The 18,198-nt window shown below is 70.5% G+C and carries 19 protein-coding genes; 6 read left to right on the top strand and 13 right to left on the bottom strand.

The annotated features are described in order from the left end of the window. Positions 1–84: 84 nt before the first annotated feature. From AB0M59_RS04620 to AB0M59_RS04600, 5 genes are all read right to left on the bottom strand, one after another. Positions 85–1,749, bottom strand: a complete 1,665-nt coding sequence (locus AB0M59_RS04620; protein ID WP_364608616.1) for a discoidin domain-containing protein — start codon at positions 1,747–1,749, stop codon at positions 85–87. Between the two features lie 152 nt (positions 1,750–1,901). After that, on the bottom strand, positions 1,902–2,525 hold the full coding sequence (locus tag AB0M59_RS04615) for a response regulator transcription factor (protein ID WP_364608614.1): 624 nt from the start codon (positions 2,523–2,525) through the stop codon (positions 1,902–1,904). Next, positions 2,525–4,129: a CocE/NonD family hydrolase gene (locus AB0M59_RS04610; protein ID WP_364608612.1), complete on the bottom strand. Its 1,605-nt coding sequence runs from the start codon at positions 4,127–4,129 to the stop codon at positions 2,525–2,527. Before AB0M59_RS04610 ends, AB0M59_RS04615 begins: the two co-directional genes overlap by 1 nt. Further along, positions 4,126–4,470 carry a hypothetical protein gene (locus AB0M59_RS04605; RefSeq protein WP_364608610.1) on the bottom strand — a complete coding sequence of 115 codons (345 nt, stop codon included), beginning with the start codon at positions 4,468–4,470 and terminating at the stop codon, positions 4,126–4,128. The genes AB0M59_RS04610 and AB0M59_RS04605 overlap by 4 nt, the downstream gene beginning before the upstream one ends. A gap of 35 nt (positions 4,471–4,505) precedes the next feature. Beyond that, complete coding sequence (locus AB0M59_RS04600) at positions 4,506–4,829, bottom strand: hypothetical protein (protein ID WP_364608608.1); 324 nt, start codon at positions 4,827–4,829, stop codon at positions 4,506–4,508. A gap of 665 nt (positions 4,830–5,494) precedes the next feature. Here AB0M59_RS04600 and AB0M59_RS04595 point away from each other — a divergent pair. Next, positions 5,495–6,613: an alpha/beta hydrolase gene (locus tag AB0M59_RS04595; RefSeq protein WP_364608606.1), complete on the top strand. Its 1,119-nt coding sequence runs from the start codon at positions 5,495–5,497 to the stop codon at positions 6,611–6,613. Between the two features lie 9 nt (positions 6,614–6,622). Here AB0M59_RS04595 and AB0M59_RS04590 read toward each other — a convergent pair whose 3' ends face one another. Then, positions 6,623–7,354 carry a TetR/AcrR family transcriptional regulator gene (locus tag AB0M59_RS04590; RefSeq protein WP_364608604.1) on the bottom strand — a complete coding sequence of 244 codons (732 nt, stop codon included), beginning with the start codon at positions 7,352–7,354 and terminating at the stop codon, positions 6,623–6,625. A gap of 111 nt (positions 7,355–7,465) precedes the next feature. Here AB0M59_RS04590 and AB0M59_RS04585 point away from each other — a divergent pair, with 111 nt between their 5' ends. The 3 genes from AB0M59_RS04585 to AB0M59_RS04575 all read left to right on the top strand — a co-directional run bounded on the left by AB0M59_RS04585 (position 7,466) and on the right by AB0M59_RS04575 (position 9,563). Then, a complete protein-coding gene (locus AB0M59_RS04585) occupies positions 7,466–8,281 on the top strand; it encodes an SDR family NAD(P)-dependent oxidoreductase (RefSeq protein ID WP_364608602.1) in 816 nt (271 codons plus the stop codon). 17 nt (positions 8,282–8,298) lie between these two features. Next, entirely contained in the window at positions 8,299–8,895 is a 597-nt protein-coding gene (locus tag AB0M59_RS04580; RefSeq protein WP_364608600.1) for a TetR/AcrR family transcriptional regulator C-terminal domain-containing protein, read from the top strand. A gap of 146 nt (positions 8,896–9,041) precedes the next feature. Then, positions 9,042–9,563 (top strand): DeoR family transcriptional regulator, encoded by a 522-nt coding sequence (locus AB0M59_RS04575; protein ID WP_364608598.1) that lies wholly within the window; start codon positions 9,042–9,044, stop codon positions 9,561–9,563. A 297-nt stretch (positions 9,564–9,860) separates the two neighbouring features. On the opposite strand, the gene AB0M59_RS04570 is transcribed toward AB0M59_RS04575, so the two are convergent. Continuing rightward, positions 9,861–10,391: a glycoside hydrolase family 9 protein gene (locus tag AB0M59_RS04570; protein ID WP_364608595.1), complete on the bottom strand. Its 531-nt coding sequence runs from the start codon at positions 10,389–10,391 to the stop codon at positions 9,861–9,863. Here AB0M59_RS04570 and AB0M59_RS04565 point away from each other — a divergent pair. Then, positions 10,278–10,592, top strand: a complete 315-nt coding sequence (locus AB0M59_RS04565) for a family 16 glycosylhydrolase (RefSeq protein ID WP_364608592.1) — start codon at positions 10,278–10,280, stop codon at positions 10,590–10,592. The genes AB0M59_RS04570 and AB0M59_RS04565 overlap by 114 nt on opposite strands. Positions 10,593–10,741: 149 nt before the next feature. Here AB0M59_RS04565 and AB0M59_RS04560 read toward each other — a convergent pair whose 3' ends face one another. After that, positions 10,742–12,610, bottom strand: coding sequence for a hypothetical protein (locus AB0M59_RS04560; RefSeq protein ID WP_364608589.1), 1,869 nt, complete (start codon positions 12,608–12,610; stop codon positions 10,742–10,744). A 56-nt stretch (positions 12,611–12,666) separates the two neighbouring features. Further along, a complete protein-coding gene (locus tag AB0M59_RS04555; RefSeq protein ID WP_364608586.1) occupies positions 12,667–15,489 on the bottom strand; it encodes a trehalase family glycosidase in 2,823 nt (940 codons plus the stop codon). 348 nt (positions 15,490–15,837) lie between these two features. Here AB0M59_RS04555 and AB0M59_RS04550 point away from each other — a divergent pair, with 348 nt between their 5' ends. After that, a complete protein-coding gene (locus AB0M59_RS04550) occupies positions 15,838–16,770 on the top strand; it encodes a helix-turn-helix transcriptional regulator (protein ID WP_364608583.1) in 933 nt (310 codons plus the stop codon). A gap of 180 nt (positions 16,771–16,950) precedes the next feature. Here the strand turns inward: AB0M59_RS04550 and AB0M59_RS04545 are convergent, their stop codons facing one another. The 4 genes from AB0M59_RS04545 to AB0M59_RS04530 form a co-directional block, all read right to left on the bottom strand. Beyond that, positions 16,951–17,223, bottom strand: a complete 273-nt coding sequence (locus tag AB0M59_RS04545) for a hypothetical protein (RefSeq protein ID WP_364608580.1) — start codon at positions 17,221–17,223, stop codon at positions 16,951–16,953. 80 nt (positions 17,224–17,303) lie between these two features. Continuing rightward, positions 17,304–17,609 (bottom strand): SDR family oxidoreductase, encoded by a 306-nt coding sequence (locus AB0M59_RS04540; protein ID WP_364608577.1) that lies wholly within the window; start codon positions 17,607–17,609, stop codon positions 17,304–17,306. A gap of 65 nt (positions 17,610–17,674) precedes the next feature. After that, positions 17,675–17,785: a hypothetical protein gene (locus tag AB0M59_RS04535; protein WP_364608574.1), complete on the bottom strand. Its 111-nt coding sequence runs from the start codon at positions 17,783–17,785 to the stop codon at positions 17,675–17,677. Continuing rightward, entirely contained in the window at positions 17,776–18,186 is a 411-nt protein-coding gene (locus AB0M59_RS04530; RefSeq protein ID WP_364608571.1) for an SDR family NAD(P)-dependent oxidoreductase, read from the bottom strand. The genes AB0M59_RS04535 and AB0M59_RS04530 overlap by 10 nt, the downstream gene beginning before the upstream one ends. Positions 18,187–18,198 lie beyond the last annotated feature (12 nt).

Raw genomic sequence — 18,198 nt, 5'->3', positions numbered from 1 at the left:
GAGGTGGTCCAGCACGTCGGGTGCGGTACGTCGGCGCCGCTGCCGAGGCCGACCTCGCTCATCCACCCGCTGAGGCTCGCGGGTTCAGCTGTAGACCTCGAACCGGGCGATCTGGCCGGCCGGCCACCCGGTGTTGCCCGTGCAGGTCAGCCGCAGGAAGCGGTGGCTGCCGCCCGGAACGGTGATGGTGACGCTGTTGCCCCGCGCCGGATCGAACACGTATCCGGTCGTGGGGACGAGGGTGGCGAACGTGGTGCCGTCGGAGGAGCCGGAGAGGGTCAGCGTCTGCGTCCGGGTGCCCCACGCACTCGACGGCGGCACCGCCACCACGATCCGCGTCACCGCGGTTGCCGCGCCGAGGTCGGCCTGCACCCACTGGGGGAACGCGTTGTTCGCGCTTTCCCAGTAGGTGTCCGCGTTTCCGTCGACGGCGTTGCCCGCGCCGTAGTTCTGGGTGTGGCTGCTTTCGGCGGTCGATCGGCCGCGGGCGAGGTCGGCGGAGCCGCCGGTGGTCAGCGTCGGTGCGGTCGGCCGGGTCGCGGTGAGCGCGATCTGGCCCTTGAGCATGCGGCCGCCGTCGGCGGTCAGGCGCAGGTAGTAGTCCGACGAGCACGCCGTCCCGTCTTCGTCGAGGGCGAGCAGGCCGGCGCCGGCGGGGGACATGGACGCGTTCTCCGCCGTCTTCGCGATTTGGTTGCCTTCGCCGTATTCGTCGAACATCGAGATGTAGATGCCCTGTGCGCCGGCGCGGACCATGTTGTAGAACTGGCGCCACATGAAATCGCCGTGCGCGCGTTGGCGGCCGGAGACGTCGCCGGGCAGCACGCACGGCTGGTAGTCGATGCCGTGAGCGGCGCAGTCGGTCGCGTCGGGGACGTTCAGGTTCTGGTACATCCAGTCCGAGCCTGCCGCGTCGCTGACCGCCCCGACCATCCACGGCGAGATCATGCTGAAGGCGCGGTAGACGTCGCCGAAGCCGGGCCGCGACCCGCCGTCGCTGGTTCGCCATTCCCGGGGCACGCCGCCGATGACGTAGCAGCCCTGGCCTTTGAACCAGTCGATGACGTCGAGACAGGTGTTCGCGTCCCACGGGTGGTTGCCGTCGTTGTAGCCGAACCCCCAGATGCAGACGACGGGTTTGCCGTTCTGCCTCGCGTAGGCGGGCGAGGCGGTGTGGGCGGACATCTTCGTCGTCCAGTCGGCTTTCATCTCCGGCTGCATGTACGTCCAGCCGGTGGCGTCGTACATGATGTAGAACTTCCGCCCGTGTGTCTCGGCGGCGCTGCGGACTTTGGCGGCCATCGCGTCGCGGGTGGGGCCTTCGCTGCTGTTGGGGTTGAAGCGCTGCAGCGCGGCGGTGTCGCAGCCGTTCTGCTGCATCCACCGGAAGTGCGTGTCGACGGTTTGCTGGTCGTAGGAAGAGAACAGCGTGGCCGGCTGGCCGTTGCCGAGGTTGCCGTAGGCCGTCGGGTAGGTGCGGGTGTATTCGCGCATGTCCGGCCAGGCCTTGATGACGTTGTTGCCGGTCGACGGCGTCCGGCTCCAGTCCTGGCTCCAGTGCCACCAGCCGTTGATCGGCGCGCCGTCGCCGGCGCAGGCGAACCATCCTTGGTAGCCGACGGTGATCTTGCCGACGACGTCTCCAGGTGGGCTCGCCGCAGCGGTTTCGCGTGCCCCGGCGAGGGACAGCGCTCCCCAGGCCGAAGCGGCCGCGGCGGAGCCGATGAACGTCCTGCGCGAGATCGCCATGCCAGTTCCTCCCGGCGCCATTGCCCGAGTCTTCCGGTGCACGAACTGTAGGCTGCCGGACAAGGCTCGGCAAGAGTGGAACTAATTTCTGAAACTTTCGTACACGTATCCGGAATTTCGGTAAGAAGTGCTTGCGTCGGCTCGACGGCCGGTCACAGCAGGCCGAGTCGGGCGGCCTTGGTGATCGCCTCGACGCGGTTCCTGGCGCCGAGCTTGTGCAAAGCGCACTGCAGGTAGGTCTTGACGGTGTTGCGGGTCAAGCCGGTCGACTCGGCTATCTCGGGGTTCGTCTTGCCTTCCGCGGCCCGCCGCAGCACCTCGTGTTCGCGGCGGGTCAATCCGAGGCAGGACAACGCGTTCGAGCACCGTGCCTCGTCCGAGACGATCCTGGGGTCGACGACCCGCTCACCGCGCAGGATCCGCCGCAGCGCCGCGGACAGGCCGCTCCCGCCGATGTCCTTCAGCAGGCCTCCGCACGCCCCCGCGTCGAGCGCGCGTTTCATGGCGGGGTAGTCGATGTGGGCGGTGAAGACCACGATCCGGGTTGTCGTGCTCACCAGCCGGATCCTGGTGATGACCTCGGCGGCGGACATGTCCGCCAGCCGGAGGTCCAGGAGGACGATGTCCGGCCGGAGTTCCCGGCTCCGCTCGATCGCCGCCCGGCCGGACTCCGGCGAGGCGGTGACGACCAGTCCGGTGTCAGGCCGCAGCAGCAGCTTGACGCCGTCGCGCACCACGGGGTGATCGTCCACGACGAGGATCTGGGTGCTGGTCATCATTCGTCCGGGTGATGAGGGGTCGCTGGTTCCACCGGCAACGCGAGGCGCGAGTCCGTGCAGGAGATCGTGTAGCGGCACTGCGCGGCATTGCGGGCGAACCGCGGATAAGCGCCGCCGGAGATCTGCAGGCGGATGCGGTGGCCGGCCGCGAATCGGTGGGCGCACGAGCCCAGCCGGAGGGTCAGGTGCCCGGCCGTGGTGGCGGAGGTGAACGCCTCGGTCACGTTCCAGGACCGCCCGCGCTCGTCGACGTCGCACAGCCGGACGAAGATGCCGGCCCGCTCCGTGGATTCCACCTCGAGCCGGAGTTCGACGTGGGCGGCGCCGATCACCTCCAGCGCCGCGTCGAGGGGTGCGGACGTGAAGGTGACGACGTCGTCGCGCAGTTCGAGCTTCCGGTTGTCCCGGCGGCCCGATTCGGCCGACATGTGCCGCCCGCCGACCGTGGGCGTCGGGTCGGCCGGGTCGTAGGTGAACGGGATGGTGCCCGCGGCGGCCGGTTCCTCAGTGAGCATGCCGGTCGCGTCCAGGTGCAAGACCTGTTCGCCGGTCTTCGGCGGCCAGGACGGCAACGTCCGCCAGGTGTCCGTTCCGGTCAGGCGGATGCGTACCGGGGCGTCGCGTGCCGGCGCGGCCGTTCCGAGGTGCTGGTCGAACCAGGCCAGTGCCTCCGGATCGGTGACGCGAGCGGCCTTGACCGCCGTGTCCAGGTGGGTCCAGGGACCGATCGTCATGGCCACGTCGACGTCGCGGGCCGCGAGCGCCTCGTACTGTTCGAGGGTCTGGTCGACGAAGACGTCGTGCCAGCCGCCGACGAGCAACGTGGGCGTCCGCGTCTCGGCGAGGGCCGGTGTCGCGTCGTAGTCCGTCCAAAAGGGATCGTCGGGATCGGTGTGGGTGATCCAGTCGCCGAACCACGGTGCGCCGGTGCCCAGTGCCGCGGCCGCGACCGATTCGGGTGTCCGTTCGCCCAGGGCGGCCGCGACCCGGCGGCGGGCGGCGAGGATCGCGCGCAGCCCGCCTTCTCGTTGCGCCTGCATCGTGGCGCTCCAACGGAGGAAGTCGGCCAGCGCCAGGGAGCCGTTTCCCCGAAGGGCGCGCGCGAAGTCGTGGGGGCCAGCCACGACGACCGACGCTTGCAGCTCCGGGGGAGGGGCTTGCAGCAGCGCCCACTGGGTCCAGCCGAGGTAGGAACCGCCGATGGTGGCGAGGCGGCCGGTGAACCATGGCTGCGTGCGCAGCCACGCGACGGCGTCCTGGGCGTCGGGTGCCTCCTGCGTCATCGGCCGGAACTCGCCGGTGGAGCCGCCGGTACCGCGGACGCTCTGCACGACCACCTGGTAGCCCTGCTCGGCGAACGCGCGTCCGTGGAAGAGGCTTTCCGGCAGGCCGCGCCCGTACGGCGTGCGGATCAGGATCGTGCCGCGAGCAGCTCCGCCCGGGGTGTAGACGTCGGTGAGCAGCCGCGCGCCGTCCGTGGCGGGGACCGGGATTCCTCTCTCGACCGTGTAGGGCGCCCCGCCGGGTGGCAGCCGGAACACCTGCCGGTGGACAGCGCCGGCGGCACGAGAGAAGACGCCTGCGCGCCGGGGCTTCGTCATGACTTCTTCTCCTGGTACCGGACCGGATGGCCGGTCTCGTCAGTGTGCGCCGCGGTGCGCGGGTAGAGCACGCCGGCGACCACCGCCGCCGCGGCCATGGCTCCGGCCGCGCTCCAGAATGCGGCGTGGTAGCCCGCGATCTCTCCGGCCGAACGGGAAGCGGCCAGCGAAAGGCCGGTGAGCAGGGCGATCCCGATCGAGCCGCCGATCTGCTGGGTGGTGTTCACCGTCGCCGACGCGATCCCGGCCTGCGCAGGGGAAACCCCGGTGGCCGCCGACGCCATCGTCGAGCCGAAGACCGCTCCCAGGCCGAGCCCTGCCATCAGCAGTCCCGGCAGCACGGACGAGGCGTACGCGGCCTCGGCACCGACCCCGGTCAGGTAGAGGAATCCGAACCCGGCAAGCGCGGATCCGGCCGTGACGGGCAGCCGGATGCCGAACCGGGGGGCGAGCGCTGCCCCGGAAGCCGCGGGGATCCGATGGCGACCGACACCGCCATCGGCAGGAACGCCACTCCCGCGAGAACCGGCGAGAATCCCAGAGTTCGTTGCAGGTAGTAGGCCAGGAACAAGTACATCGAGAACATCCCGACCGCGGCGAGCAGCATGACCAGGTACGACGTCCCGCGCGTGCGCGAGCGCACGATGGACAGGGGCAACAGGGGAGCGGCCACCCGGGCTTCGATCACCGCGAACGCCACGAGCAGCGGGCAACGTGATGTTCACGATGGTCGCGTCCAGCACCACCATGAGCTGGGCGAGCGCGACTGTCGCGAGCACGTGCCACCGCCGCCGGTCAGGCCTCATCGTCACCTCCGTATCGGAATAGCTATTCCGGATCGTAGCACCGGCGATGCGCGACCAGCAGGACGGACCCGCGGTCCTGGGCGAATCGGTGAACGTGCTGATCGCCGACCCGCCGCCCGGCGCGCCGGTCCCGCCCCCCCCGCAGGACGGGTTCCTGTTCCGGACAAGGAGAAGTTTCATGCCTCCTTCGCCCGGGGACGTCAGCGCGGAGCGGGCGGCGTTCCTCGCCCACTCGCAGGTGCCGTGGCGCGTCACCCCGAGCTGGTACCTCGTCGCCACCGACGACCACATGATCCCCGCCGCCCGCGCAGCGCGCCATGGCCGAGCGAGCGGGCGCGACGGTGACCGAGGTCGCCGGCAGCCACGCGATCCACGAGTCGCAGCCGGCGGCCGTGGCCGACCTCGTCAAGCAGGCCGCGTCGGCCGTGTGTCCCGGGGTTCGTGTCCCCGCCGCCCCCTCGGTGGCGGGGACACGACCGGGTGTGCCGGTCACAAACAGGTGCGTGACGGTGTTCGCTCATGCTATACGGAATAGTAATTCCGGTAGTAGGAGGTTGTCATGTCGCACCACAAGCTGGTGGCGCTCGCCGCCACGATCGTTCTCGCGACCGCCGCGTGCAGCAGCGCGGCCGAACCGCCCGCGGCGGCTGTGAAGGAGTGTCCGAGCAGCCCGGCGCCGCCGGGCCCGGCACGCGGGCCGGGCCCGGCGGCCACGGCGCCCCGGATCGTCGTGCCGGTGGACACGAGCACCAGCACACTGCTCAAGCCGGGCACGGCACCCCAGATCCAGTGCGGCCGCACCGCCGTGACCACGCACGCCGATGTCACCTACGCCACGGTTCCGCTGCCCGGCGGCCGGACGAAACAACTCGCTATGGACATCCAGGTCCCGCAGGGCCCAGGTCCCAAACCGCTCGTCGTGTACGTGCCGGGCGGCGGGTTCATGACGGCGGCCAAGACCGGCAACCTCCCTCTGCGCACCTTCGCCGCCGAAGCCGGCTACGTGGTCGCGAGCATCCAGTACCGCGTCCAGCCGGACGGCGCGACCTACGTCGACAGCGTCTCCGACGTCAAGGCGGCGGTCCGGTTCCTGCGGGCCCACGCCGCCACCTACGAGATCAACCCCGCTTCGGTCGGCGTGTGGGGCGACTCCGCGGGCGGCTACCTGGTCTCCGTGGTCGGCGTCACCAACGGAGACAAGCACTACGACGTCGGCGCCGACCTGGACCAGAGCAGCGACGTACAGGCCGTGGTCGACAAGTTCGGCGCCGCGGACCTCTCGCAGCTCATGGCCGACGTCGACCCCGACACCCAGCGCGCGATGGCCCCGTTGCTCGCCTCGATCGCCAAGTACGTCGACGGGCCCACGAGCACGGCCTCGCTCGCCGAGGACCCGGCGGCCGTCGCCCGCGCCAACCCGATCACCTACATCAAGCCCACCGACCCGCCGTTCGTGATCTTTCACGGCAACGCGGACACGACCATCTCACCGAGCGAGACCTCGAAGCTGCACAACGCTTTGCGGGCGTCCGGTGTGGACAGCACGCGGTACGTGGTGGACGGTGCCGCACACGGCGACGTCGCGTTCACCGGAAACCCGCAGAACTCCCTGCAGTGGACCACTCAGGAGGTCGCCGGCAAGCTGGTCGGCTTCCTCGACCGGCATTTGAAGGGCTGAGCTACCGGGTCACGTGCCGGACATCCGCTTGCGCCGCTGCCGCTCCAGGGCGGCGATCTGGCGGTTGGTCAGCCCCGGCTCCGGCAACGGAGTCGGCGCTTCCCGCGCGGGCTGCAGGCTGTCCATGAGGAACCCGATCATCCGCCGGTACAGGCGGGGATGGCTCGGTCCGCCGAACTCGACCGAGGTCTGCACCGCCATCGACAACAGCAACAGGTCCCCGGCCACCAGGTCGTCACGCACCAGACCGGCTTCCCGCGCACGCTGGACGAGCTTCTCCAAGTGCTCGCCGGTCCGGTTGTGGCTCTCTTCCACCAGTTTCGCCAGGCGATGCGGCGTGCGCGGGCGCGACCAGCCCAGCGTCTCGCTGTAGGACCCGCTGAGCAGTTCCCGGAAGCCGCGGTCGGGCGCGATGGTCATGATGCAGTCTTCGAGGAACCCGGCGATGCCGGCCCACGGGTCCGGGTCGAGGCTGGCATCGAGCGCCTGCTGTTCGGCCCGCGCGAACTGCGGCTCGTACACCTCGTGGATCAGGTCGTCCTTCGTCGCGAAGGTGCGGTACACGGTCGCGACGCCGACCTCGGCCGCCTTGGCGACGTCGGCGAGGGTGGCGGTGCAGCCTTTCTCGGCGAAGACGTCCGCGGCCGCGCTGAGGATTCTGGCGAGATTCGCTTTCGCGTCGCGTCGTGACGGTCCGGTGCGTGGGGTGCTGCTCGAATCGGACGCACGCGACTGGGACACCCGGTGGATTTTACCGGGTGCCTGGGGGTGCCGCCTGGCACCTTGACAACTTGGTCGCTGACCAAGTGTACTGAATTTGGTCACCGACCAAATCGAGTCGAGGGGAACATCATGGCCAAGATCTGGATCATCACCGGCGCGTCCAAGGGCTTCGGTCGCGAATGGACGGAGGCGGCGCTCGAACGCGGCGATCGCGTGGCGGCGCTGAGCCGCACGGCCGGCGCCTTCGACGACCTGGCCGAGAAGCACGGCGACGCGCTCCTGCCTCTGACGACCGACGTCACTGACCGGGCCGCCGTCACCGAGGCGGTGCGGCAGGCGGCAGACCATTTCGGAGGCCTCGACATCGTGGTCAACAACGCCGGGTACGGCCTGTTCGGGATGGTCGAGGAGGTCACCGAGCAGCAGGCCCGCGACCAGGTCGAGGTGAACCTGTTCGGCGTGCTGTGGGTCACCCAGGCGGCGCTGCCGCACCTGCGCGCCCGCGGCGGCCACATCGTCCAGGTGTCGTCGATCGCCGGGGTCTATTCCCTGCCTGGCCTGGGGATCTACCACGCGTCGAAGTTCGGCTTGGAGGGCTTCACGGCCAGCTTGGCGGCCGAGGTGAAGGACTTCGGGATCAAGGTCACCCTGGTCGAGCCGGCGGGCTACGCCACCGACTGGGCCGGCCCGTCCGCGGTGCACGCCGAGAAGTCCCCGGTCTACGACGGCTTCCGCGCGGCGATGGCACGCCCGGCGGGGAAGCGCGGGGATCCGGTCGCCACCCGCGCGGCCATCCTGCGGGTTGTCGACGCCGAAGAGCCGCCCTTGCGAATCTTCTTCGGACCGGGACCACTGCCCCTGATGCGGCAGGAGTACGCGGCCCGGATCGAGGAGTGGGAGCGCTGGGACCAGGTGTCGCAGGCCGCCTTCGGTGTACCCCAGTGACTTGTACGATCACCAGGATGCGCTGGACCCAGGACGACGTGCTCGACGCCGCGTTCACGACGCTGCAGGCCGAGGGCCTCGAGAAGCTGTCGCTGCGCGGTGTCGCCCGCACGCTCGGCGCCCACCTGAACTCGGTCAGCTGGTACGTCAAGACCAAGCAGACGCTGATCGAAACGATGGCCGACACGATCGTCGGCACCGTCCGCACCGACGAGCTGCCGGCCGACCCGGTCGAGCGCGTCCGCGTCGTGGCCGAGCGCTATCGCGCGGCGATGCTGGCCCACCGCGACGGCGGCCGCCTGGTCGCGGGCACCTACACCGGCACCGGGAAGACCCTCCACGTCGGCGACACGATCGTGGGAGCGCTGCTCGAGGCCGGTTACCCCGAGCCCGACGCCGCGCGGCTGTGCTGGGCGATCGTCTACTTCACGCTCGGCCTGACCCAGGAGCAGCAGACCGCGGCCGACACGCCGGTGCGCGAGTTCAGGCAACTGCTCGATACCGGCGCCTACCCGGCTCTGGCCAAGGTCGGGGAGCAGTTCATGGTGGCCGACTCCTTCGACGCCCGGTTCGGCTACGGCATCGCCCGGCTCCTGCACCTCCCACCACCGTGACGTCGTTCGAGACGCCGCTGGGCCGGTCCTCCGGATGACCGGCACTGTCGAGGTCGCCGCCTGATCGCTTTGCTCGGTCAAACGGTCAAATGAAACATTCGGGTGGTGGGATATGGGAAGCGGGTGCGGACCGGCGGCAGCGGGTCATGGCCGTGGTCGAGTCGCGGGGCGAGGTGCGGGTCACCGATCTCGCCGCCGAGCTGGAGGTCTCGGTCATCACGGCTCGCCGGGACGTTGAAGACCTCGCCAGGGCGGGACGCCTCCGCCGAGGTCACGGCGTCGCGCGGTCGCTGGTGCCGGCGCGGCGGGCCCCGGTGCCGGGGGAGCGGGGCACCGGGGTCGTCGCGCTGGTCGTGCCCGAGCGGCACGTCTACCTCAACGAGGTCGTGCACGGCGCCCGCGCCGCGCTGGAGGACGCCGGCGCGCGGATCGTGTTGCACCCGGCGCCACAGGTCGCGGGCGCGGAACGGCCGATCGTCGAGCGGGCGCTCGCCGAGGGCGACGTCCGGGGCCTGCTGATCGCGCCGCTGGCGCACCGTCGCGGCCGAGGCCGCCGACGAGGGCTGGCTGGCGGCTGCCGACGTGCCCGTGGTCCTGCTGGACCGCCGTCCCCTTTCTTTCGGTTGGGGCACGAGACGCTTGCGGCGGGCAGGTGGCTGTTGGCTTAATGACCGGCTCGTGGGCGAGCCGCGGTCGTTGCGCGCGAGATCGCGGAAAGGCCTGGGGCGGCGGCAGTCTCGGGGGAGGAGAGCTGCCGCCGGTCCCAGGCCCGCGGCGGGTGCCGCAGTGCCGATGTCGAGCCGGCGCTTACGCCTGTTACGACATCGACGCCCAGCCGTGGGCGTCCGCGCACGCGTGCAGCACCGAGATTCTCGCCGTTGAGCGCGGCGTCGACGGCAAGGTCGGCGGTGTGCCAGGCTCGCCCCCTACGCGAGCCCGGCACACCGTATCCCCTGGTGGCGTCCTCAGGCTCCCCAGCCGTCGGTGAGGACACCGGTCCCCGCGCGCGGTCCCGACAACCACGCACGCCGGTGAAACCTGCACCCCTGCGGTCCGTGACGAGGTGGCAGATCATGAACACTGGACTGTCGGAAGTGTCGTCGGCGTCCTGGCCAGCGTGCTATTCGTCGTCCCCCTGCCAGCGCGAAGTACAGCAGCGCGGTCGCCGTGAAGTCGTCGGCGGGCTCGACGCTTTGCCAGACCCCGACGTCGTCGAGGTAGCGGGCACCGTGGCCGTCGAAGCGGGAGAAGTCCGGGACGGCGCAGGCACGCATCGTCGGGAAGCGGTTGAGCTCGGCGAACTTCTCCGCCTGGTTCGGACCGTTCACCGCGGCACCGGCGGGGAACTCGCCGGTCAGGTCGGCGGACTGGTGCTCCGGGCAGTGCGGGGAGACGGAACCGGTGCCGATGACGAACGACGAGCCCCACGCGTTCGCGCCGAGCACCCAGTTCCGTTGCCGGGTGGCGAACGCGGCGTAGGTGCCGGTGCCGGTCACGATGCGAACGGCCCGGGTGGCTCCACCCGAAGCCCGGACGGCGCCCCACTGTCCACGGCCTTCCACACCTACGGCGTCGAATGGCAGCCGAACTCGGTCGCCTGGTTCCTCGACGGCGCGCGCTACCTGACCCCTGACTCCCGACAACATCCCCGCCGGCGCTCGCTTGGGTCTTCGACCATCCCTTCTTCATGCTCCTGACCTCGCCGTCGGCGGGACCTGGCCGGGCGACCCGACGCGTCGACGCAGTTCCCGCAGCAGCTGACCATTGACTACGTCCACGTCTACCGCGCCGGCTGACCCGGGAACGCGCCCCCCGGCCTGGAGGCGTGTTCCAGGGTGGGCACCGGCTAGCGCCGGCCGCGGCTGTACGCCCAGGCCGTGCGGTTCAGCGTGTCTTCGGCGCCCGTGAACTGGGCGTCGTATGCGTCGGTGGTGTAGTCCACGTCCACGTCGTCGGCATTGCCGCCCAGCCCGTCCGGGCCGGCCCCGACCATCTGCCGGGGATTGCCGCCCTGGTCCATGATGTTGGCGACGGCGTTCTTCTCCGTGGTGTGCCAGCTGCCCGAGAAATGGCCGGCCTCGTGGGAGATGTAGTTGCCCAGCGCCCGGCCGATGAACGCGATCTTGTCGGCGCCGGGCGCGAGGAAGGTGTTGAACGAGTTCGGGTCCGGTGCCGGCTTGCTGACGTAGTCGAGCATGAGCAGCGCCGTTTCCTCGTGGCCGAAGTTGCCGGGGTCGATCGACTGGGCGATGCCGATCGTGTCGATCCCCGCCTCCTTGGTGGTGCCGCCGACGACGACGCGGCTGACGTCGGGCTTGCCGAACGGGTCGGCGTTGTGGCGGCTGTCGAGGATTCTGATGGCGAAGTCCGGGTTGGTGCCCCGCGCGGCGAGATCGCGGGACATGTTCTCCTTCACCGTGGCCACGACGGCGTCGATGAGCTTGCCTTCGTCGGCCGCGGTGAGTCCCCAGTTCGCCAGGAACGCCGACAGCGGTGACAGGTCGCGCTGGGCACCGTTGCCGCCGAACATGGAGGTGTTGACGCGGGCGCCGTCGAAGTCCAGGAAGAGTGTCTGCACGGTCCCGGCCGTCTCGGTTTCCGTTCCCGGCCGGTAGACCTCGAGATCGACCGTGTAGGGCCCGACTCCGCTGCGAGCCGCCACGACGTAGCGGCCGGTCTTCGGCGCGACGAGGTCCACGGTGGCGTTGCCGCCGCCCGGCAGCGGCGAGTTCAGCGCGTAGCTGCCACTGTTGTCGCTGCTCGAGCTCTCCAGTTCCGTCCCGGCGGCGTCGTAGAACGACAGCGTCTGGCTGCCGCCGGTGACCGTCGCGCCCAGGACGTCGCCGGCCTTCAGATCGACGGAGTACAGATCGCGGTCACCGTCGAGGCCGTTGGCGAGGCGCAGGGTGTACGGCCCTTCGGAGCCGGCTCCGTTGCCGCTGGCCGGATCCGTCGCGTTGCCGGGCAGGCTGCCCCAGCCCGACACCATGACGTACCAGTCTCCCGCGGGGAGTTGCACGGTGCTCGAGACGTTGCCGCTGGTCGGATCGTCGAGGTAGACGAACGACCCACCGTTCGAGTCGTAGAAGATCACGACCGCGTTGAGGCCGTTCGCAGCGGTGACGTCCACGGACAGGGGCGTCACGGTCGGCACCCCCGACACCTGGTAGAAGTCGAAGTCGCCGTGCCCGTCGCCCGCCTTGCCGTGCGGGCCGTCGCCGATGACGCCGGGGATCTCGACGATCTTGCGGGAGCCCATCAGGCCGGTGTCGGCGGCGAGCGCGATGGCGCCGTTGTCCTCGGCCGCCTGCGGCAGCCGGGGAACATCGCCCAGGGCCAGATCGCCGGTGATCGAGGCCTTCGGGCTCTTCCCGCGGGCCGAACCGAAATCGGGTACGGCTTCGGCCGTGGCCACGGTGTCGTTGGCGCCGGACGTGCCGGCGGCTTCCTTCTCCGCGTACGTTTTCGGCTGCCCGGAGGCGAGCCGCTGCGCGGCCCGCACCTTGCCCCGGGCGGCGCGGTCCGCATCCGCCTGCGCGGTGCCGGCCGCGGTCGCCGCCCCGATCGGCAGCAGCGCCAGTCTCTGGTCGAACGCCACGCCGCCGGCCTGGCCCGGCACCATGCCGGTGGCCAAGCCCTGCTGAGCCGTGGTGGCCAGCAGCGCCGCCGCCAACGCCGCGCCGATCCGCGTGATGGTTCGGGCTCTTCTGCGCATTCGGTCCTCCTGCGAAATCGGGAACTGCCGATCGGTGCCTTCGTGGAGAGAGCGCGTTACGGCGTCAGGTAGCAGGCCTTCGCGACGCCGTTCAAGGGATCGGTGCCGAACGCCGCGGTCGTGCAGGGCGTCCCGCCGGTGAACGTCCGGTAGACGAACGCGCCTCGAGCGCCGTAGGCCACGGTGCGCTGCCCGGAGAACCCGCAGGTGGCGCCTTCACCGGCGCACGAGGTGGCGTAGCCGGGCGGGCTGCCGTCCTTCGTGTAGCAGGCCTTGGCTTCGCCGGGGATCGGATCGCCGCCGAAGGAGGCGTTCGAACACGCCATGGTCCCCGAGGCGTTGGCGTACCGGAACGCGCCGTACGCGCCGTAGGCCACCGGCTGGCCGCTGACGGCGGGACAGGTGCCGCCCTCGCCCGCGCACTGGCTCCAGCCGCCGGCCGGTGGTCCGGCCGACGCGATGTAGCAGGATTTCGCGACGTTGCCGATCGGATCGCCGAAGACGGCGTTGGTACAGGGAGTGGCGGCGCTGAACACCCGGTAGGTGAACGCACCGTTCGCGCCGTAGGCGATGGTGCGGCCGTAGCCGGAGAAGGAGCAGGTGCCGTTCTCGGCCGCGCACGCCGTGTACCCGGCGGGGCCGCCGAGGGGTGCCACGTAACAGGACTTGACCAGGTTCGCGGCCGGGTCGGTGCCGAACGCGTCGTTCGTGCACGCGGTCGCGGAGGTCGCGGCCTTGAAGGTGTAGGTCCCGGCGCCGTAGGCGACGCTGCGGGTGCCGGTGAAGGCGCATTGCCCGCTTTCGCCGGCACAGTAGGTGAACCCGGCCGGGAGCCCGCCGGCGGTGGGCAGCGGGGGAGCGGTGGGGTTGCCGAGTCCGGTGGCGGTCACGTCGAAGGTGCCCGGGGTGACGCCCGTGAGGTAGACGTAGTTGCCGTCCTGGGAGGCCGCGCCGATCCCGGGGACGGGAGTGAAGGTGTTGTCCTTCCACACGACCGTTCCGTTGACGGACACCGAAATGTTGGCGCCGCCCAGTTTGGGCACGCCGATCCGGCCCGTCGTGCCGCCGGGACTGGTGAGGTGGGCGGCGTAGGTGCCGGCGGCCGGATTGCGGGACCAGGACGCGTTCAGCTGTCCCTGGGGCAGCGTGATGCGGCCTTCCGTGCTGGTCAGGTCGCCGGGGTGGGGCACGAACCGGTATTGGCCCACTTGGGGTTCCGGTGCGGTGCCGAGGACGTCGAAGGTGAGCGCGGAGGTGGGGCCGCTGGACCAGCCGTGCGCCATGCTCATGAACGCCCCGCCGTAGGCCGGGCTGCCGTCGGCGTTGATGCCTTCCCAGAAGGTGCTCTTCGTGCCGACCGGGCTGTCCAGCATGTAGCCCCAGGTGCGGCGGATCTGCGCGAGGGCGGTGAAGTCGTCGTTGGCGGTGAAGTGGGCGTTCACCTCCATGCCGCCGGCGAAGGGGTGCACGCCACCGCCCCACTCGGGAGTCGTCGCGCCGAAAGCGTTCCAGCGGGCGCTGAGTGCCTTGGCGATGCTGGTGGCCTTCGCCGGCGAGTCGGTCAGGCCGTACCAGACCGCGAGCGAGTTACCGTCCTGCGGGTACAGCGCGCTGGAGGGGTTGTCGCGGTACATGCCCGCGTCGGCATCCCAGAGGCGTGCGTTCACCGCGGTCTTCAGTGCGGCGGCCCGGTTTGCATAGGTGGCCGCCAACCCGCTGTCCCCCTTGACGGACGCGAGCGTGGCGCCGCCGGTGAGCGCGGCGTAGAGCAGCGCGTTCGCCTCGATGTTCTCGCCGCCCTGGCCGGCGCGCGCCCAGTCCTGGGTCTGGGTCACGTTGAGCAGGCTGTTGCCGTCGATCTTGGTGATGATGAACTGCATCCCGCGGGTGTAGTTGGACCACACGGAGTCGAGCCAGGACCGGTCGGCGGAGTAGGTGTAGTACAACGAGGTTCCGAGCAGGGTCCAGGTGTGGTAGGTGTCCGATCCCTTGAGGTTGAACACCGGCCCGGACCAGGGAATCTCGCCGTTGCCGTCCTGCACGCTGTACATGGTGGACAGGGCGTTGCGGGTCGCTTCGAGCTCGTTCATCGACGCATACGCGGTCGGCACCGAGATGCCGAGGTCGCCCGGCCAGACGGTCCGGTCGCGTTTCGCGCCGTCCACCAGCACGGAGTTGCCCACGCCGACCACGGCACTGTTGTCCCATTCGGACGAGGGGGGTGGCCAGGCCCTGCCCTGGTTGCTCGCGATGACGTTGGTCTGCACGGTGTAGGCGCCGGCGTACCAGATCCGGTTGAGCAGATCGTCGTTCGAGTAGAAGTAGTTCGCGTAGGCGGCGGGGTTGGCCTTGCCCGGCGCGGGCGTGAAGGCGAGTGACACGCCGGTGAGATCCACCGAGCCCGCCGTGTTCAGGAAGATCGTCAGATACCGGAACCCGCCACGCAGTCTCGCCGCCGGCATCACGTAGGTTCCGTTGGTGGTGGCGGTTCCGTAGATCGCGCCGTCGGCGTTGCCGCCGCTGCTGGCGTCACTCGTCCGTCCGATGTAGAGGGACGACTCGGTGAACGCGAGCCCGACGCGCTGCCCGCCACTGGTGGCGCCGAACGAGAGCGTGGCGATCCCGCCGACCTCCTTGCCGAAGTCGAGGGTGATCGAGGAGTTCGTCCCGGAAAGCCGGGTCGGCTGCCCGGACAGCACGTTCTGCGGGTTGGCCACCGACCCGGACGTGCCTTGGACGGCGACCGGCCGAACCGTCCGGGACGTCGGTGAGAGGTTCAGCGCCTCGAGTGCGCCGGGCGGCGGCGCCAAGGCCGTCGAGGCGGCCGAGGTGGGCGGCGTATCGGTCCGGGCTTCGGCCGGTGGCGTTGCCAGAGCCACCAGAAGCAGGGCACCCGCCAAGGCGGCAGGATGCATGGCTACCTCCCACGATTGTAACGTTTCAATTTCGAGGTGGGCGAGGTTCTTTCCGCGGTTTGGCCGAGGGGCGGCCGAGACGGGAGATCCGGTGTGCTCCGGTGGTGGCCGGGCACACGGCTGTGCCGCGTTGGGAGCTCGTCGCGGAGCAGCCGGTGATGCCTCCCCGTGCGGGCGTGAGCCTTTGGGGAGTGGGCAGATTGGTCTAGACGAATTCGTCTTCGGTAGCGTGCTCCTTACCACTGGTAATGTCAATGCCCTACGGGGGTAGATTTCGGAGCGGGCGGGCCGGGGCGATCATCGGTTTCCCTCGTGCAGTTCCGCGGACGTCCAGCGTCCACTGTGGACGGCCGCGCGGATCTGGTGGACGAGCTCGCGGGCGACGGCCTCGACGGCGGCGGTGACCCGGCCGGCGCGCGGCACACCGAGCACGATCGACCGCCGGACCTCGGGTTCGCAGAGCGGGGCCGCGCTGAGCTCTCCGGCCGCGACGTCGTCGGCGGGCTGGCCGGGGTGAGCGTGGACTACTACACCCGGCTCGAGCAGGGCCGCAGCCGCAGCGCGTCCGCCGAGGTACTCGGGGCGCTCGCCACCGCGCTGCGGCTGAACGACGCTGAGCGCCAGCACCTGATGGACCTCGCCCGGCCCGAACCCGCGCAGCGCAAGCGCCGCAGCCGCCCGCAGCGCGTCGATCCCGCCACGCTCCGGCTGATCGAGATGCTCGACGAGGTGCACTCGCCGGCGTTCGTCCTGGGGCGCCGTCTCGACGTTCTGGCGCACAACCGGATCTCCGGTTTGCTCATCACGGAGTTCCAGGCGCTGCCTGCGGCCGAGCGCAACCAAGTGCGGTTCGTGTTCTTCGACCCGTTCGCCCGCGAGCTCTACGAAGACTGGGACGCCGTCGCGGCCGACACCGTGGCGATGCTGCGGCTCGACGCCGGACGCTACCCCGAGGACCCGCAGCTGTCGGCGCTGATCGGCGACCTGTCCATCCACTCCGAGGAGTTCCGGCGGTGGTGGTCCGACCACAAGGTGCGCCGCCGCACCACCGGGTCGAAGGGTTACCACCACCCGCTTGTGGGTGACCTGACCGTGCAGTACCAGGCCCTGCACCCGGCGGGGGACCCTGACCAGATCCTCTTCGTCTACATGACCGAACCCGGCTCGCCGTCGGAGACCTCGATCCGGCTGCTGGCCAACTGGAACACCGACGAGGAGCAGCGCCCAGCCCTGAACGCGCGCTGACACGTCACCGCCGAAGGGCCGAGTGCAGCCGGAACTGTCATCCACCGGGACGGCTCCGCCCGGGCGTAGGTGGCGACCGCGCTGGCGTCGGTGGGCGCGAGCACCACGCCCAGGATCCAGGCAGCCGTCCAGCGAGGCCGAAGGCATGCGCGACGACGGCGGTGACCGCGGCCGTGCCGATCACCAGCGGGACGCCCAGGAGGAGAACCGGCCGCCAGTACCGGCGGGCTGGGCGATCGAGGTCGAGTACGCCTCCCAGTAGAGGATGATCGGCAGCAGCACGACCAGGACCAGTTCGGGTGGCAGCTCGACGCGGGCGGTGGTGGGCAGCAGGGCGAGGACCGCGCCGGCGAGGAAGATCAGCGTCGGCGCGGGCAGCCGGAGCCGGCGCGAGGCCACTTGCGCGCCCGCCACCACGACGCCGATCAGGACGAGAAGTGCGTTGGTGTGCATGGAAATCCTCCGAACTGCCGGTGCGGGAAAGCCGAAGGGGCGCACCGGAGGTGACCGGTGCGCCCCTTCACCCGTTCCGGTCAGACCGCCTGGGCCGTCGGCAGGATGGTGATCTCGGTGAGGTTGACGTGCCGGGGGACCGATGCGATGAACGCGATCGTCTCCGCGACGTCGGCGGGGCTGAGGCACTCGATGTCGTGCAGCAGGTCGGCCATCAGCTTGCCGGCGTCGGGGTCGGTGACGTGGTCGGGCAGCTCGGTGTCGACCATGCCCGGCTCGACCGCCGAGACCCGGACCATCTTCTGGCCCAGCTGGACGCGGGCGAGACGGGAGAAGTGGCTGAGGTAGGCCTTGGTGCCCGAGTAGACCGAGAACTTCGCCAGCACGCGCGTCGCCGCGATGGAGGACGTCGTGATCAGGTCGGCCGGGCCGCCCGCCTCGCCCGCCGCGATCAGCTGGGCACGAACGCGCCGAGCACGTTCATCACGCCCGTGACGTTCAGGTCGATCTGGCGCTGCCAGTCGTCCACCTTCAGGTCTTCGATCGGCGAGATCAGCTGCACCCCGGCGTTGTTGACGCGAGCTCGACGCGCCCCAGCTCCTGCTCGACCCGTTGCGCCGCCTCACGGACGGCCTCGCGGTCGGTCACGTCGAGCGGCACGGCCAGCGCGGTGCCGCCGGCCTCGCCGACGCGCGCCACGAGCGCGTCGAGGTTCTCCTTGCGCCGGGCCGCGACGGCGACCTTGGCACCGAGCTGGGCGAGCCGCTCGGCGGTGGCCTCGCCGATGCCGCTGCTGGCGCCGGTGACGACGGCGACGCGGCCGGTGAGCGGGGTGGTGGTGATGACCTGCGAGATGATGGGTTCTTCCCGATCGGTGGCCGGACCCGGGTGGTCCGTGCCCTCAGAAAACCAGCCGTGCCACCGGAAAGGGGGTCGAAAAGGGCTCCGCGTATCCAGGGACAAAGTGGTCCCCCA

Origin of the sequence: Amycolatopsis sp. NPDC051371, from assembly GCF_040682155.1 — a bacterium.
Lineage (GTDB): Bacteria > Actinomycetota > Actinomycetes > Mycobacteriales > Pseudonocardiaceae > Amycolatopsis.
This window is presented reverse-complemented; position numbering and strand designations above follow the sequence as displayed.

Excerpts from the sequence above, each read along its gene's own strand:
- AB0M59_RS04545 (WP_364608580.1), bottom strand. The coding sequence starts at position 17,223 with ATGCACACCAACGCACTTCTCGTCCTGATCGGCGTCGTGGTGGCGGGC.
- AB0M59_RS04615 (WP_364608614.1), bottom strand. The coding sequence starts at position 2,525 with ATGACCAGCACCCAGATCCTCGTCGTGGACGATCACCCCGTGGTGCGC.
- AB0M59_RS04595 (WP_364608606.1), top strand. The coding sequence starts at position 5,495 with ATGTCGCACCACAAGCTGGTGGCGCTCGCCGCCACGATCGTTCTCGCG.
- AB0M59_RS04575 (WP_364608598.1), top strand. The coding sequence starts at position 9,042 with ATGGCCGTGGTCGAGTCGCGGGGCGAGGTGCGGGTCACCGATCTCGCC.
- AB0M59_RS04580 (WP_364608600.1), top strand. The coding sequence starts at position 8,299 with ATGCGCTGGACCCAGGACGACGTGCTCGACGCCGCGTTCACGACGCTG.
- AB0M59_RS04560 (WP_364608589.1), bottom strand. The coding sequence starts at position 12,610 with ATGCGCAGAAGAGCCCGAACCATCACGCGGATCGGCGCGGCGTTGGCG.
- AB0M59_RS04610 (WP_364608612.1), bottom strand. The coding sequence starts at position 4,129 with ATGACGAAGCCCCGGCGCGCAGGCGTCTTCTCTCGTGCCGCCGGCGCT.
- AB0M59_RS04585 (WP_364608602.1), top strand. The coding sequence starts at position 7,466 with ATGGCCAAGATCTGGATCATCACCGGCGCGTCCAAGGGCTTCGGTCGC.
- AB0M59_RS04620 (WP_364608616.1), bottom strand. The coding sequence starts at position 1,749 with ATGGCGATCTCGCGCAGGACGTTCATCGGCTCCGCCGCGGCCGCTTCG.